Raw genomic sequence first — 15,082 nt, 5'->3', positions numbered from 1 at the left:
TATTTATTTTCTGTTGGCCAGTTTACAGTTGTTCAAAGAAATTGAATGAAACGGCGTAGTAAAAAGTATGAATCTAAAAATAGTGTGTTGATAAAGGGGTTTTATAATAAAGCAAAGGTCGTCTGAAATCTTCAAATAGTTTTCAGACGACCTTTTATTCTGTCAAAAATATTTTTAAGCCTGCAAAGAAGCGCGATTTTCCAAAACTTGGTCAATCAAACCGTATTCTTTGGCTTCTTCGGCAGACATGAAGTTGTCGCGGTCGGTGTCGCGCTCCAAATCTGCCAAGTCGCGGCCGCAGTGTTTCGCCATCAGGCGGTTAAGTTTCTCTTTGATTTTCAACAGCTCGCGGGCATGGATTTCAATGTCGGATGCCTGACCGCCCAAGCCGCCGCTGATTAAAGGCTGGTGGATCATGATACGGCTGTTGGGTAGGGCGAAACGTTTGCCTTTCTCTCCTGCCGAGAGCAGGAATGCGCCCATGCTTGCCGCTTGTCCCAAGCACAAGGTGGAGACATTGGGCTTGATGAAATTCATGGTGTCGTAAATCGACATGCCTGCCGTTACCGAGCCGCCGGGAGAATTGATATAGAAGAAAATATCTTTGTCCGGATTTTCACTTTCCAAAAACAACAGCTGAGCAACCACCAAATTGGCGGACTCGTCGGTTACCGGACCGACCAAAAATACGATGCGCTCTTTCAAAAGGCGCGAGTAAATATCAAATGCACGCTCGCCGCGGCCGCTTTGTTCGATAACGGTAGGAACGAGGTAATTATTGAAATCGAAGGACATTTTTGTCTCCTGTCAATGTTGCGAAAGCACCAAAGGGGTGCTTTGGTGCTTTCAAGTTGTCTGTTTCAGACGACCTTTTGAAGATGATTAGGCTTGTGCGCCCATCACTTCGTCAAAAGACAAAGCTTTTTCGGTTACTTTGGCTTTGCCCAAAACGAAATCAACGACGTTGCTTTCTACTGCCAAAGAAGTCGGACCTTGCAGGCGGGAAGGCTCTGCGTAGTACCAGTCGATCACTTCTTGAGGATCTTCGTAGCTTTCTGCGAAGTTGGCAACAACGGCTTTAATTTGCTCTTCAGTCGGTTCCAGTTTGTTTTCTTCAACCAGTTTAGCCAAAATCAGACCCAAAGATACGCGGCGTTCGGCTTGCTCTTTGAACATGTCCAAAGGCAGATCCAAGTTGGCAGCGTCAGCCATGCCTTGGTTGACGAAGTTTTGTTTCATTTCGTTTGCCAAACGGGCGGCTTCTTCATTTACCAAAGCAACAGGCGCTTTCAGCTCTACGGCTTTGAGCAGCGCGTTCATTACAGATTCTTTGGTTTGTTCGTTTACGCGGCGTTCAACTTCGCGGCCTACGTTTTTCTTCACTTCTTCGCGCATTTTGGCAACGTCGCCGTCGGCGATACCCAATGCTTTGGCGAAGTCGGCGTCAACTTCAGGCAGGGTGGGTTCGGATACGTTGTTCAATGTGATAGTGAAGACGGCAGATTTACCGGCAACGTCTTTACCGTGGTAGTCTTCAGGGAAGTTGACGGTAACGTCTTTGCTTTCGCCTGCCTTCATGCCGACTACGCCGGCTTCAAATTCAGGCAACATTTGACCTGCGCCCAATACGAAGGCGTAGTTTTTGGATGCGCCGCCGGCGAAAGGTTCGCCGTCGATTTTGCCTTCGAAGTCGATGATGACGCGGTCGCCGTTTTGGGCTTCGCGTTCAACATGGTTGAAGCGGGTGCGTTGTTTGCGCAGGATTTCTACGGTTTGGTCCACTTCGGCATCGCCGACGGAAGCGGTTACTTTTTCGACTTCTTGTGCAGACAAATCGCTGATAACGACTTCAGGGAACACTTCGAAAATCGCAGCGATTTTCAGGGATTCTTTATCGTCTTGTTCTTCAACGCCTTCGAAACGCGGATAGCCGGCAACTTTCAATTCTTGGGCAACGGCAACATCGTAGAAGCGGCGTTGGACCATTTCATTGATGACATCATTTTGAGCGCTTGCACCGTACATTTGTGCAATCATTTTTAAAGGTGCTTTACCCGGACGGAAACCGTCGATTCTTGCACGGCGTTGGGTTTGTTTCAGTTTTTTATCGGTTTCTGCGTTGATTTCGGACCAAGGCAGAGACAACACTACTTTGCGTTCCAGATTTTCTAAAGTTTCAACAGTTACGCTCATCGTAAGACCTTAATTTGTTGTGTTAAATAAAAAATGGGAATCCTTTTGCCAATGATGACTGCAAAAGCGGCTCCGACCCATCGGGGCTTTTATCGTCCGTTGCTTGCAAAAGGCAGGAAAATTAGCTGGCTAGTATATCACAATGTTTGATTGACTGGATAATATAGTGAAATCATTGCAAAACGGTTGCCACATCTGTCCGCTCCGGCTTGGAAAAAGTAGTTGGATGGGAGATAGATGGCGGCATTCCGATAAACTTATGCGGAGCTACAAAGGTCGTCTGAAAGTCGGAAGAGAGTATTCAGACGACCTTTTGAAGTTTGAGGATGTTAATTGGGCAAGTATGGCATAGGATTGACGGCTTTGCCGTTCAGACGGACTTCGAAATGCAGCTTTACGCTGTCGGTGTCTGTGCTGCCCATCGTTGCAATCTGCTGACCGGCTGCAACCTGCTGGTCTTTTTGTACCAGTAAGGCATCATTATGTGCATAAGCTGTAATCGCATAATCATTGTGGCTAATTAAAATCAGTTTGCCGTAACCCCGTACTTCTTCTCCGACATACAATACTTTCCCCGCAGCTGCAGATTTTACAGGCTCTCCGGATGTACCTGCTATATCGATGCCTTTGTTGGTTGTTCCGTTGTACTGCTTGATAACGGAGTTGCGTCCGTTTTCGACAGGCCATAGTAAGTTCAGGCGGTTGATCGGTGCGACAGCCTGAGTTGCTTGGTTTGATTGGGAAATAGGGCGCGTATTGCGTCGGATACGTAATACTTGACCTACTTCGATTTTAGAAGTGTCTTGCAAGTTGTTCCAAGATGCCAAGGTATGGATGCTTTGGCCGTGGCGTTTAGCAATCTGGGATAGCGTATCGCCAGGCTTGACTCTGTAATAGCCATCGGGAACCGCACCCGTCGGTGAACCACTTTCGGCGCAGGCAGCCAGAAAAAGTGTCAGACAGAAAGGGCTTAATCGTTTGAAGGTCGTCTGAAAAAAGGGAATGGTATTCATCATATGTCTATTTAATAAAAATCAGCGAATGAATTGTCTTCAGACGCTTTATCTGGGTGAAGGTTCATCGGCTTTCGAGATGTTTTATGTGCGCTAAATGGCGGCGGAATTTTATCTTTTTGATTAGAAGCATATTTTACTCAGCGTAAAATATAGTGGATTAACTTTAAACCAGTACGGCGTTGCCTCGCCTTGCCGTACTATCTGTACTGTCTGCGACTTCGTCGCCTTGTCCTGATTTAAATTTAATCCACTATAAAGTCAAATTATATCTGCCGTTAGATGGCTAAAACAAATCCCCCGTCCGCTTTAGGGATGGGGGATTTTTAGATTTTATAAAAAATCTTATTTATTCAACTCATTAGCCAAATACAGCCAAGTTTCGATGACGGTATCCGGATTCAGGGAAACGCTTTCGATGCCTTCTTGAACCAGCCATTTGGCGAAGTCCGGATGGTCTGACGGGCCTTGACCGCAGATACCGACGTATTTGTTTTGTTTGCGGCAGGCAGAGATTGCCAAATGCAGCATCACTTTGACGGCAGGGTTGCGTTCGTCAAACGATTCGGACACCAAGCCGCTGTCGCGGTCGAGGCCGAGGGTCAGCTGGGTCATGTCGTTGGAACCGATAGAGAAGCCGTCGAAGTATTGCAGGAATTGTTCTGCCAATACCGCGTTGCTCGGCAGTTCGCACATCATGATCAGGCGCAGGCCGTTTTTGCCGCGTTCTAAACCGTTTTCTTTCAAGGCTTTGACGACGGCTTCGGCTTCGCCCAACGTGCGGACGAACGGAATCATGATTTCGACGTTGGTCAGACCCATTTCGTCTCGGACGCGTTTAAGGGCTTTGCATTCGAGCGCGAAGCAGTCTTTGAAGCTTTCGGCAACGTAACGCGCTGCACCGCGGAAGCCTAGCATCGGGTTTTCTTCGTGCGGTTCGTAAATGCTGCCGCCGACCAAGTTGGCGTATTCGTTGGATTTGAAATCGGACATACGGACGATGGTTTTACGCGGATAAACCGATGCGGCCAATGTTGCCACGCCTTCGGCGATTTTATCGACGTAGAAGTCGACAGGGGAGGCGTAGCCGGCGATGCGGCGGGTAATTTCCGCTTTCAATTCATCGTCTTGTTTGTCAAATTCCAACAAGGCTTTCGGGTGGATGCCGATTTGGCGGTTGATGATGAATTCCATGCGTGCCAAGCCGATGCCTTCGCTCGGCAGGTTGGCGAAGCTGAATGCCAGTTCGGGGTTGCCGACATTCATCATCACTTTAACCGGCGCTTTGGGCATATTGTCCAAGGCAACGTCGGTGATTTGTACGTCCAGCAGGTCGGAGTAGATAAAGCCTGTATCGCCTTCGGCACAGGATACGGTAACTTCTTGACCGTTGCTCAGCAATTCGGTTGCGTCGCCGCAGCCGACTACGGCAGGAATACCCAGTTCGCGCGCGATGATGGCGGCGTGGCAGGTGCGGCCGCCGCGGTTGGTAACGATGGCGGAAGCGCGTTTCATTACCGGCTCCCAATCCGGGTCGGTCATGTCGGTAACGAGTACGTCGCCTGCTTCAACGGAATCCATTTCGGAGGCGTCTTTCACCAAACGGACTTTGCCTTGACCGACTTTTTGACCGATGGCGCGGCCTTCACACAAGACGTTTTTGTCGCCGTTGATGTCGAAGCGGCGCAGGTTGCGGCTGCTTTCTTCTTGGGATTTCACGGTCTCGGGGCGGGCTTGCAGGATGTAGAGTTTGCCGTCCAAGCCGTCACGGCCCCACTCGATATCCATCGGGCGGCCGTAGTGTTTTTCGATTGTTAGCGCGTAGTGTGCCAACTCGGTGATTTCTTCGTCGGTAATGGAGAAGCGGTTGCGGTCTTCTTCAGGAACATCGACGTTCATCACGGATTTACCGGCTTCTGCTTTGTCGGTAAAGATCATTTTGATTTGTTTCGAACCCATGGTTTTGCGTAGGATGGCAGGTTTGCCTGCTTTCAGCGTGGGTTTGAATACATAGAATTCGTCGGGGTTGACCGCGCCCTGCACGACGTTTTCGCCCAGACCGTAAGATGAAGTCACGAAAACGACTTGGTCGAAGCCAGATTCGGTGTCGAGGGTGAACATGACGCCGGACGCGCCGCTGTCGGAACGCACCATGCGTTGCACGCCTGCGGAGAGGGCGACGATGTCGTGTTCGAAGCCTTTATGTACGCGGTAGGAGATGGCACGGTCGTTGTACAAAGAAGCGAATACATGGCGCATGGCTTCTTTGACGTTTTCCAAGCCGTTGATATTCAAGAAGGTTTCTTGTTGACCTGCAAACGATGCGTCGGGCAGGTCTTCGGCGGTTGCAGAAGAACGGACGGCAACGGAAATATCCGCGCCGCCTGCGTCTGCAACCATTTTGTTCCATGCCGTTTCGATTTCGGCATCCAGTTGTTCGGGGAAGGGCGTATCCAAAATCCATTGGCGGATTTCTTTACCGACGCGCGCCAGTTCGGCGACATCTTCCACATCCAGTTGTGCCAGTGCGGCGGAAATACGCTCGCTCAGTCCGTTGTGCGCCAAAAATGCGCGGTAGGCTTCGGCAGTAGTGGCAAAGCCGCCGGGGACGCGGACGCCTTTTTCAGTCAGCTGACTGATCATTTCACCCAGGGAGGCGTTTTTGCCGCCCACGCTTTCAACATCAGTCATACGCAGGTTTTCAAACCAAATTACGTAGTTGTCAGCCATTTGTGTGTCCAATCCAAGATATGTTAAAAAAGAAACGAATACGCTTTGTTATTTTAAGCGATTCAAACGACCGCTGTCATGCTTTTTCTGTCTCGATTTATTTGCGGGTCGTCTGAAAAATTGCGGGCTTCAGGCGTGTAGTCAAATGAAATCTGATGGGGAAGCCATTATTCCCATTGTCTATTTCTTTGTAAAACATAAGGTTTGAAATAGATTAATGACTGATTGGTAGAGTTTGGAAAGGTTTTGGATGGGTATAAAATTTTAAGATAATTTAATTATTGGAATAAAAATGCGTTTATAAAGTAGTTTGATTTTGGCGTAGTTGGGTGTAATTTAAGCGTATTCCCTTTATTTAGAAGGTTTCAGCTGCTATGATGACTGCCTGCAACCATTTAAAATTTTAGAGGATAACCGAATGACCGCCCCGCGCCATGTGTTTTATATTTCCGACCGTACCGGCCTGACTGCTGAAAATATCGGTGAGGCACTGCTGAATCAGTTTGGCAGAATCGAATTCAAACGCCACACCTATCCTTTCATTGATACGCCTGAAAAAGCGCGTACCGTCGTCGAAATAGTCAACCGCAACGCTCAGGAAAACGGTTTGCGCCCGATTGCCTTCGTCAGCGTCGTTAATGACGAAATCCGTGAAATCATCAAAAAAGCGGGCGCTTTCCATATCAATTTTTTCGAAACCTTCCTCGGGCTTTTGGAAAAAGAACTCAACACCGAGGCGGTTGCCGCCGAGCAGGGGCACCACAGTATCGGCAATACGCAACGCTACGATGCGCGTATGGAGGCGGTCAATTTCTCGCTCAACCACGACGACGGCGTCAGCGATAAAAACCTGAAAGAAGCCGATGTGATCCTGATGGGCGTATCGCGTTCGGGCAAAACGCCGACCTGTCTTTACCTTGCTCTGCAATACGGCATCCGCGCCGCCAATTACCCGCTGATTCCCGACGATTTGGAATCCACCGACCTGCCGCGCATGGTCAAACCTTACAAAGACAAACTGTTCGGCCTGACCATTCAACCCGAACGCCTGCAGGCCATCCGTCAAGAGCGCCGTCCGAATTCGACTTATGCCAAAATCGATACCTGCCGCAGTGAAATTGCCGATGCGCAAAATATGTTCAAACGCCACGGCATCCCGTTCACTAATACGACGGATAAATCGGTGGAAGAACTTGCCGTCCATATCCTTCAAGCCTGCAAATTGAAGCGGCGTTTTTGATTTTCTTAAAGTATGAGCAAGAGGTCGTCTGAAAAGCAATTTGGTGTTTCAGACGACCTTGGATTCGGATTTCAAGTGCAACACTAGTGTATCAGTGGTTTGAACAGATTCAAGAATAAAACACTTGGCGTTTCGTAGCCAAGTGTTTTTCTTGGCCGGTGGTTCAACTCATCTTGAACCCTGCGTATCTCCCGATCGCTGATGTTTCGGAAATCGGTTTGTTTGGGGAAATATTGGCGGATGAGTCCGTTGGTGTTCTCATTCAGCCCTTTCTCCCAAGAATGGTAGGGGCGGCAAAAATAGGTTTTCGCTGCTAATGCTTTGGCTATTTTGGTGTGCTGGTAGAACTCTTTGCCGTTGTCCATGGTGATGGTGTGCACTCTGGCTTTATGTGCCTTTAATACCCTAATGGCTGCTAGGGTAGTGTCTTCGGCTTTTAAGTTCTTCAATTTGCAGATGATGGTGTAGCGGGTAACGCGTTCGACCAAGGTCAGTAATGCGCTTTTCTGTCCTTTGCCGACGATGGTGTCGGCTTCCCAATCGCCGATGCGTTTTTTTTGGTCGACGATGGCGGGTCGGTTTTCTATGCCGACACGGTCGGGCACTTTGCCTCTGGTCCATGTGCTGCCGTAGCGTTTGCGGTAGGGTTTGCTGCATATTCTGAGGTGTTGCCACAAAGTGCCGCCGTTGTTTTTGTCTTGGCGAAGGTAGCGGTAAACGGTGCTGTGATGGAGTGTGATACCGTGGTGTTTGCGCAGGTAGGCGCATACCTGTTCGGGACTGAGTTTGCGGCGGATAAGGGTGTCGATGTGTTGAACCAGCTGCGAATCGAGCTTATAGGGTTTTCGCCGGTGCTGTTTGGTCAGCCGGCTTTGCTTCTGTGCTTTTTCGGCGCTGTACTGCTGTCCTTGGATGCAGTGCCGCTTGATTTCTCGGCTGATGGTGCTTTTGTGGCGGTTAAGTTGTTTGGCGATTTCGGCGATGGTGCAGTGGCGGGACAGGTATTGGATATGGTATCGTTCGTCTTGGGTCAGTTGTGTGTAGCTCATGGCAATCTTTCTTGCAGGAAAGGCCGTATGCTACCGCATACTGGCCTTTTTCTGTTATGGAAAGTTGCACTTCAAATGCGAATCCGCCGACCTCTTGTTTTCTGTTGTCCCTTTAAGGATTTCTAGTTCTTTGTAACTAAAAACAATCATCAATAATATTTACATTTTGAAATAAAAAGAGTAAGGTTGCCTTGCTTTTCGGGCTTTCCGTTGGCTTTTGAACCGTAAACAATCAAATTTGAGGAAGAAACATGAAAAAATTATGGATACTTGGCGCATTGGGCTTGAGCATGGCGGCGCAGGCGCATGATTTGTGGGTGTCGGCTCCGGTGCGTTTGGATTCGGGCAGTACGTTGAAAGCGGATTTGGGTTACAGCCATGATTTCCCGAATGTTGAAAAAATCGCCGACGACCGTGTGCATATTTTCAAACCGCTGCAATTAACGGACAAATCCGGAAAAACGGTCGATTTGACGAATAAAGGTGAAAATTACCAATATGTTTCCAAATCCCGCCTGAAAGACGGTTCGTATTGGGTCGGCGCGGTGTACAAACCGACGTTCTGGTCGCAAAACAGCGAAGGCTGGAAACAGAAAACCTTGAAAGACCTGCCCGGCGCGACTTATTGCGAACAGGCTCAGATGTTCGGCAAAGCGTTTTTGCAAGTGGGTGGCGCAGGCTTGGATGAAAGCGTATTGACCCGTCCGGTCGGTCATGAATTGGAGCTGGTTCCGCTGAAAAATCCGAATGAAGTCAAGGTAGGCGGCCTGCTGCCGATTAAAGTGCTTTATAAAGGCAAACCGTTGGCAAAAGCGACGGTAACGGCAAGCTCGGATACGCTGGCGGAAATGGACTTGGCAGCGACACACGACCACCGCGAGCCGCAAGGTTTCTCAGGGAAAACGGATAAAGACGGCGTCGTCAACGTGATTCCTTTGATTGAAGGTTTGTGGAAAATCAAAGCCGCCCATCAGGCGGATTATGCCGATAAAAGTGTTTGCCAACAAGACAATGCCTATGCAACGCTGATTATGCCCGTCGGAACGAAACGCGCGGCTGAACGGCATGAACACCATCATCATCAACACTAATTGAGTGTGAAAGATCAAAAAGGTCGTCTGAAAAGGTTTTCAGACGACCTTTCTTTATATAGTGGATTAAATTTAAATCAGGACAAGGCGACGAAGCCGCAGACAGTACAGATAGTACGGAACTGATTCACTTGGTGCTTCAGCACCTTAGAGAATCGTTCTCTTTGAGCTAAGGCGAGGTAACGCCGTACTGGTTTAAAGTTAATCCACTATAAGTGGCGGATTTACAAGCCCAATGCCTCAGCGTGAAACTCGATATGCGAGTCGATAAAGCTGGCGATGAAGAAATAATCGTGTCCGTAGCCGGGGCGGACTTTATATTGCACGTTAAAGCCGTTAGCGCGGGCGGCATTGACGAAGGCTTCGGGTTGTAATTCGTCGGGGAACAGCGGATCAATGCTGCCTTGGTCGATGAGTATCGGCAGCTTGCGTGAGGTCGTCTGAACGAGCGATGCGCTGTCGTAAGCCTGCCAAGCCTCCGATTCCGCGCCCAGATAGGCGGCAAACGCCTGCTTCCCACCCCGGCTGGCGGTCGGATGGCACAAGGGTGCAAACGCGGAAACGGCGACATAGCGGCTGGGGTTTTTCAGGGCGATGGAAAGCGCGCCGTGTCCGCCCATGCTGAAACCTGCGATGCTGCGTTCTTGGGTGGCGGGGAAATGCCGTTCCACCCAATCGGGCAGTTCGCGGCTGATATGGCTGTACATCTGATAATGCGCCGCCCACGGCTGTTCGGCTGCATCGACGTAAAATCCCGCGCCCTGTCCGATAAATTCGTTCGCGCTGTCGCTAATATGGCTGCCGCGCGGCGAGGTGTCGGGGAAAACGACGATGATGTTCCATTGCGCGGCGAAACGCTGGATGCCGGTTTGGCGTATCAGTTCCGAGCCGTCGCCGTGCAGTCCCGACAAGAAATACAAAACCGGCGCGGGATAGCCTTTCAATACCTGCGGCGGAAGGTAGATGCCGAAGGTCATATCGGTTTGGCAGGTTTCGGAAAAGCAGCGGTATTGTTCTTGATGGCCGTTGAACATTTTGGCGCGTGAAAGCAGGTGTAATTCGTGTGCGGACATAGATAGTATGGCGTGAAAAAAGCGAAGGCATCATCTTAACAGAAAGACCGCGTTACGGGCTTTTAAAAACCTATCGAACGGTATGGTTTCAGACGACATCAATCTATACACAAACTCTGTGGATAAGTTTGTTGATAAGCTTTGGGTAATCGGAATTTTTGCTTTTGGAACAACCCAAGCCTTTCGGTGCTTAAAAAATAGTCAAATAAAATACAATAAAATCAATTAGTTATAAAAATAAAAAATTTCAAAGCCCTTATGGGAAAAATCTATAAGCAAAACAAGCCAATGCGAAATTGTGTATAAAAAGTGATTGACACGCCCGATAAATGTCAGATGAATCGACTCAAAAAGAAAGACTGCGGCGGCTCCCGCATAGGGAAAAACTTCAATCCCCCTGCCTTTCGCGTTACAATACGCGCTTACTTTTTTACACAGAAAAACACACCATGAAAGCCAGCCAATTTTTCATTTCCACCCTGAAAGAAGCCCCCGCCGAAGCCGCGCTTGCCAGCCACAAGCTGATGATTCGCGCCGGTCTGATTAAAGCCAACGCGTCCGGCCTTTATACTTGGATGCCGATGGGGTTGCGCGTGTTGCGTAAAGTCGAAAACGTCGTGCGCGAAGAAATGGCGCGCGCGGGCAGCGTGGAGTTGCTGATGCCGGTGGTGCAGCCTGCCGAGCTGTGGCAGGAATCCGGCCGCTGGGAATTTTACGGTAAAGAACTGCTGCGCCTGAAAGACCGCCACGACCGCGATTTCTGCATGGGACCGACCTGCGAGGAAGTCATCGCCGACATCGTGCGCAAAGAAATCAACAGCTACAAACAGCTGCCGAAAAACTTTTACCACATCCAAACCAAATTCCGCGACGAGGTGCGCCCGCGCTTCGGCGTCATGCGTGCGCGCGAATTCGTCATGAAAGACGCCTATTCCTTCCATGCCGACTACGCCTCGCTTCAGACGACCTATGATGCCATGTACGATGCTTACTGCCGCATCTTCACCCGTCTGGGCTTGGAATTCCGCCCCGTCGCCGCAGACACCGGCAGCATCGGCGGCACCGGTTCGCACGAGTTTCAAGTGTTGGCGGAAAGCGGCGAAGATGTGATTGCATATAGCGACACTTCCGATTACGCCGCCAATATCGAGCTGGCTCCGACCTTGCCGCTCAAAGGCGAACGCGCAGCCGCTCAGGCAGAGCTGGCCAAAGTACACACGCCGAACGTCAAAACCATTGATTCATTGGTTGACTTCCTCAGCATTCCGATTGAAAAAACACTGAAATCCATCGTGGTCGAAGGCGAAAACGAAGGCGAAATCGTCTTATTGCTGTTGCGCGGCGACCATGAGTTCAACGACATCAAAGCCGAAAAACTCGCAGGCGTGAAATCGCCGCTGACCATGGCAGACCCTGCCGCCATCCGAGTGCAGTTCGGTGCAAACGGCGGCTCGCTCGGCCCTGTCGGCTTCACAGGCAAAGTCTATGCCGATTTCGCCACCGAAAAAGGCGCAGACTGGGTTATCGGCGCGAATGAAGACGACTACCACTATACCGGCTTCAACTTCGGCCGCGACGCCGCCGAGCCTGAATTCGTCGATTTGCGCAACGTCGTCGAAGGCGACGAAAGCCCCGACGGACAAGGCCGTCTGAAACTGGCACGCGGCATCGAAGTCGGACATGTCTTCCAATTGCGCGACAAATACACCCAAGCCATGAACGTAAACTTCCTTGACAACAACGGCAAATCGCAAATCATGGAAATGGGCTGCTACGGTATCGGTATTACTCGCGTTGTGGCCGCTGCCATCGAGCAAAATAACGACGAAAAAGGTATTATCTGGACCAAAGCAATGGCGCCGTTTGAAGTCGTTATCGTGCCGATGAACTACAAAAAATCAGACTCCGTACGCGAAGCCGCCGACAAAATCTACGCCGAACTGCTGGCCGCAGGCGCGGACGTCCTTCTCGACGACCGCGACGAACGCGCAGGCGTGTTGCTCAACGACTCCGAGCTTCTGGGCATCCCGCACCGCATCGTCATCGGCGACCGTGCCTTGAAAGAAGGCAATGTCGAATACGCCGAACGCCGCGACAATCAGGCACAAACCGTGAGCCTGAATGAAATCGCCGACAAAGTTTTGACTGCATTGAAAGACTAATGACGGTTTAAAACGGATGTAGATGAAAGAAGGTCGTCTGAAAACTGGAAACAGGTTTCAGACGACCTTCATTATTGTGAAATCAGAAGTTTAATGGATGAACGCTTTGCTTCATTCTTGCACGAACCGGCATTCAATCGGACAACTGCCGTTTCAAAAACCAATCGCCGAACGGCCAGTCCACGCTGTCGAGCAGATTTTTGGTAATCAGCCCCAGTTCAGTATCGCCTTCGATTTGCAGTTTGCGGTTGAAAAACAAAGTATCCGGATCTTCCTCGCGCATCATCATGCGCATAAAGTCGATACCGTTGGCGGCAAGGCGCAAATCGGGCGTGCCGAAAAAATCCGCATCAATAAATTTCTCGGCATTGGCGGTGAAACGCACCTTGATGCCTGCGTCCAATACGTCGATTTCGAATTTTTTGCCGTCAAACAGACTCATGTCGGCGGGCAGCAATCCGCGTTTGAGCATGGTGTTGAGGGCAAAAACCAAAGCGAAACGCGGCGGCCTGCCCGGCAGTTTGCCGCCGATTTTTCCCGCCCATGCGGGCAATACGATTTCAGGCAACGCCATAATATTCCTCCTTCACGGCTTCGATACCCGGCTGGCCGTGCCAATAGCCGTCCACCAGCGTTCCGGTGGTCAGTCTTTCCAATTCGGGCAGCGCGTCCGCCAAGGCGGTTTTGCCGTCCAATACGTCGCGGTGGATACGGACGATTTCCGCCATGCCGTGCATTTGCGGCGACAGGCGCAGCATGTTTACGCCGATTTGCCGCAAATCCTCATGGTGCGGCAGCAGGTTTTGGCAGCCGTAAGACATGGTTTGGATGCCGTTGATGGTGAGGAACGGCTGGCCTTCGCGGGTGTTCATGGTGAGGCCGTGTTCGTGGTCGAGGCAGCGGAATTCGCAGCCGTCTTTGTTCAGGTTGTAATGCCGCGCGGTAAAGCAGCGTGAAGAGTACGCCAAAGGCATTTTGCCCCAAGCAAACAATTCCGTTTCGATGTCGTCTGAAGCCTTGATGATTTCAGCAACTTTGTCGCGGCTCAACTCAGACGGCGCAATCCAGCGGTATGCGCCCAGTTTTTGGAACAGTGCCAGCGTGCTTTCGTTGTAAATGTTCAGGCTGGCGCCGGCGACAAACGGAATGCCGTGTTCGCGCGCCAATTTGACCGCGCCCATGTCGTTGGCTTCGACTTTAAATTTGTCCTGCCCTGTGATTTTGCGCAGGCGTTTCAAATCGGATTCGCTTTCCAGCAGCACCTGAGACGACAAAATAATTTCCTTGCCGCTTTCCGCCAAGTCTTCCGCCAAGCTGACCCAATCGGCAAAACGCATTTTCTGGCGGCGCGAACACACCATTTCGCCCAAATAAATGGTATCCACCGGCGCATCCAGCATGGCGGCGTAAAATTCCAGCAGCGCTTCCTTCTGCCAGAAAAACAAAACCGGCCCCAATGATAGTTTCATCGGATTCATTTTTTCCCCCCTTATTTCCACGGACGACTGTATGCGCCCAAGGTCGTCTGATGCCCTTCCGAAACCTTGCTCAGCGCATTGTTCCACACCGGATTAACTTTGAAATGCGCCGGATCGGCAGCGGCTGCGTCCAAAGCCTGCCGCAGAGATTTGGTTACTTGTGCCGTGTACATCGGGCTGCGCTGGCGGCCTTCGATTTTGATGGCGGACACACCGATTTTGATGAGTTCGGGCAGCATTTCCAAAACGTTCAGGCTGGTCGGCTCTTCCAGCGCGTAATAGGTTTCGTCGTTTACCTCAAAACGGCCTTTGCACAAGGTCGGATAGCCTGCCGGTTCGTCCGGTTTGTACTGGTCGATTAGCACCTGATTCAGCCGCACGTTCATGCGGTCGGGCAACTGCTCCCAGCGCACGGCCTTCGCCGGCGAACACACGCCTTGCATATTCGGTGATTCGCCCGTCGCATAGCTCGATAAAATGCAACGTCCTTCCACCATCACACACAAACTGCCGAAACCAAACACTTCGATTTCCACATCCGTATTGTCAATCACATGCTTGACCTGATCGACCGTCAAAACGCGCGGCAGCACGGCACGGCGGATGCCGAACAGCTCCTTCATCATATTGATGGCTTCATAATTGGTCGCCGAACCCTGCACCGACATGTGCAGCCTCAAATCAGGATGACGCTCGGCGGCATAAGCCATAATCGCAGGGTCGGCGACGATTATCGCGTCCGCACCCAGTTGCACCGCCGTATCGACAGCCCGATGCCACCGCTCGATTTGCCCCGCCTGGGCAAAAGTATTGATGGCCATCAGCACATTGCGGCCGCGCGCATGGGCGTAAGCCACCCCTTCCTGCGCCGATTTCATATCGAAATTCAGCCCCGGAAAATTGCGCGCATTTGTCGCATCTTTCAGCCCCATATAAACCGTGTCCGCGCCATTGTCCACCGCCGTCTTCAAAGCGGGCAGATTACCGGCGGGACAAACCAACTCAGGGATTTTCGGCATTTTGCGTTCCTCGACTCTTACAGTTTGTTATTCG

At 50.7% G+C, this 15,082-nt stretch carries 12 protein-coding genes and 1 pseudogene; 3 read left to right on the top strand and 10 right to left on the bottom strand.

Features of this window, described 5'->3' with window-relative positions; genetic code table 11:
* Positions 1-174: 174 nt before the first annotated feature.
* From clpP to NM96_05860, 4 genes are all read right to left on the bottom strand, one after another.
* A complete protein-coding gene (gene clpP, locus NM96_05875; GenBank protein AVR78925.1) occupies positions 175-795 on the bottom strand; it encodes an ATP-dependent Clp endopeptidase proteolytic subunit ClpP in 621 nt (206 codons plus the stop codon).
* 87 nt (positions 796-882) lie between these two features.
* Positions 883-2,193, bottom strand: coding sequence for a trigger factor (locus tag NM96_05870; protein ID AVR78924.1), 1,311 nt, complete (start codon positions 2,191-2,193; stop codon positions 883-885).
* 329 nt (positions 2,194-2,522) lie between these two features.
* On the bottom strand, positions 2,523-3,140 hold the full coding sequence (locus NM96_05865) for a LysM peptidoglycan-binding domain-containing protein (protein ID AVR80280.1): 618 nt from the start codon (positions 3,138-3,140) through the stop codon (positions 2,523-2,525).
* 411 nt (positions 3,141-3,551) lie between these two features.
* Positions 3,552-5,936, bottom strand: a complete 2,385-nt coding sequence (locus NM96_05860) for a phosphoenolpyruvate synthase (protein ID AVR78923.1) — start codon at positions 5,934-5,936, stop codon at positions 3,552-3,554.
* 418 nt (positions 5,937-6,354) lie between these two features.
* Here NM96_05860 and NM96_05855 point away from each other — a divergent pair, with 418 nt between their 5' ends.
* Positions 6,355-7,176, top strand: a complete 822-nt coding sequence (locus NM96_05855; GenBank protein AVR78922.1) for a kinase/pyrophosphorylase — start codon at positions 6,355-6,357, stop codon at positions 7,174-7,176.
* 83 nt (positions 7,177-7,259) lie between these two features.
* Here NM96_05855 and NM96_05850 read toward each other — a convergent pair whose 3' ends face one another.
* Positions 7,260-8,225, bottom strand: a complete 966-nt coding sequence (locus NM96_05850; protein ID AVR78921.1) for an IS30 family transposase — start codon at positions 8,223-8,225, stop codon at positions 7,260-7,262.
* A gap of 251 nt (positions 8,226-8,476) precedes the next feature.
* Between NM96_05850 and NM96_05845 the strand changes: the two genes are divergently transcribed.
* Entirely contained in the window at positions 8,477-9,316 is an 840-nt protein-coding gene (locus tag NM96_05845; protein ID AVR78920.1) for a DUF4198 domain-containing protein, read from the top strand.
* Between the two features lie 52 nt (positions 9,317-9,368).
* Here the strand turns inward: NM96_05845 and NM96_05840 are convergent.
* Together NM96_05840 and fghA are read right to left on the bottom strand one after the other, a co-directional pair.
* Positions 9,369-9,560 (bottom strand): annotated as a pseudogene (locus NM96_05840) (hypothetical protein).
* Complete coding sequence (fghA, locus tag NM96_05835) at positions 9,541-10,389, bottom strand: S-formylglutathione hydrolase (GenBank protein AVR78919.1); 849 nt, start codon at positions 10,387-10,389, stop codon at positions 9,541-9,543. Before fghA ends, NM96_05840 begins: the two are co-directional and overlap by 20 nt.
* 449 nt (positions 10,390-10,838) lie before the next feature.
* Here fghA and NM96_05830 point away from each other — a divergent pair, with 449 nt between their 5' ends.
* Positions 10,839-12,551 (top strand): proline--tRNA ligase, encoded by a 1,713-nt coding sequence (locus NM96_05830; GenBank protein ID AVR78918.1) that lies wholly within the window; start codon positions 10,839-10,841, stop codon positions 12,549-12,551.
* Between the two features lie 133 nt (positions 12,552-12,684).
* Here the strand turns inward: NM96_05830 and NM96_05825 are convergent, their stop codons facing one another.
* The 3 genes from NM96_05825 to NM96_05815 are packed head-to-tail and all read right to left on the bottom strand — an operon-like array spanning position 12,685 to position 15,048.
* Complete coding sequence (locus NM96_05825) at positions 12,685-13,125, bottom strand: Sterol-binding domain protein (protein AVR78917.1); 441 nt, start codon at positions 13,123-13,125, stop codon at positions 12,685-12,687.
* Positions 13,112-14,029: a U32 family peptidase gene (locus NM96_05820; GenBank protein AVR78916.1), complete on the bottom strand. Its 918-nt coding sequence runs from the start codon at positions 14,027-14,029 to the stop codon at positions 13,112-13,114. Before NM96_05820 ends, NM96_05825 begins: the two co-directional genes overlap by 14 nt.
* A gap of 11 nt (positions 14,030-14,040) precedes the next feature.
* Positions 14,041-15,048: a U32 family peptidase gene (locus NM96_05815; protein ID AVR78915.1), complete on the bottom strand. Its 1,008-nt coding sequence runs from the start codon at positions 15,046-15,048 to the stop codon at positions 14,041-14,043.
* Between the last annotated feature and the right edge of the window lie 34 nt (positions 15,049-15,082).

Source organism: Neisseria mucosa, from assembly GCA_003028315.1.
GTDB classification, from domain to species: Bacteria; Pseudomonadota; Gammaproteobacteria; order Burkholderiales; family Neisseriaceae; genus Neisseria; species Neisseria mucosa.
The sequence above is the reverse complement of the archived record's forward strand: the minus strand, read 5'-3'. Positions and strand labels throughout refer to the sequence as shown.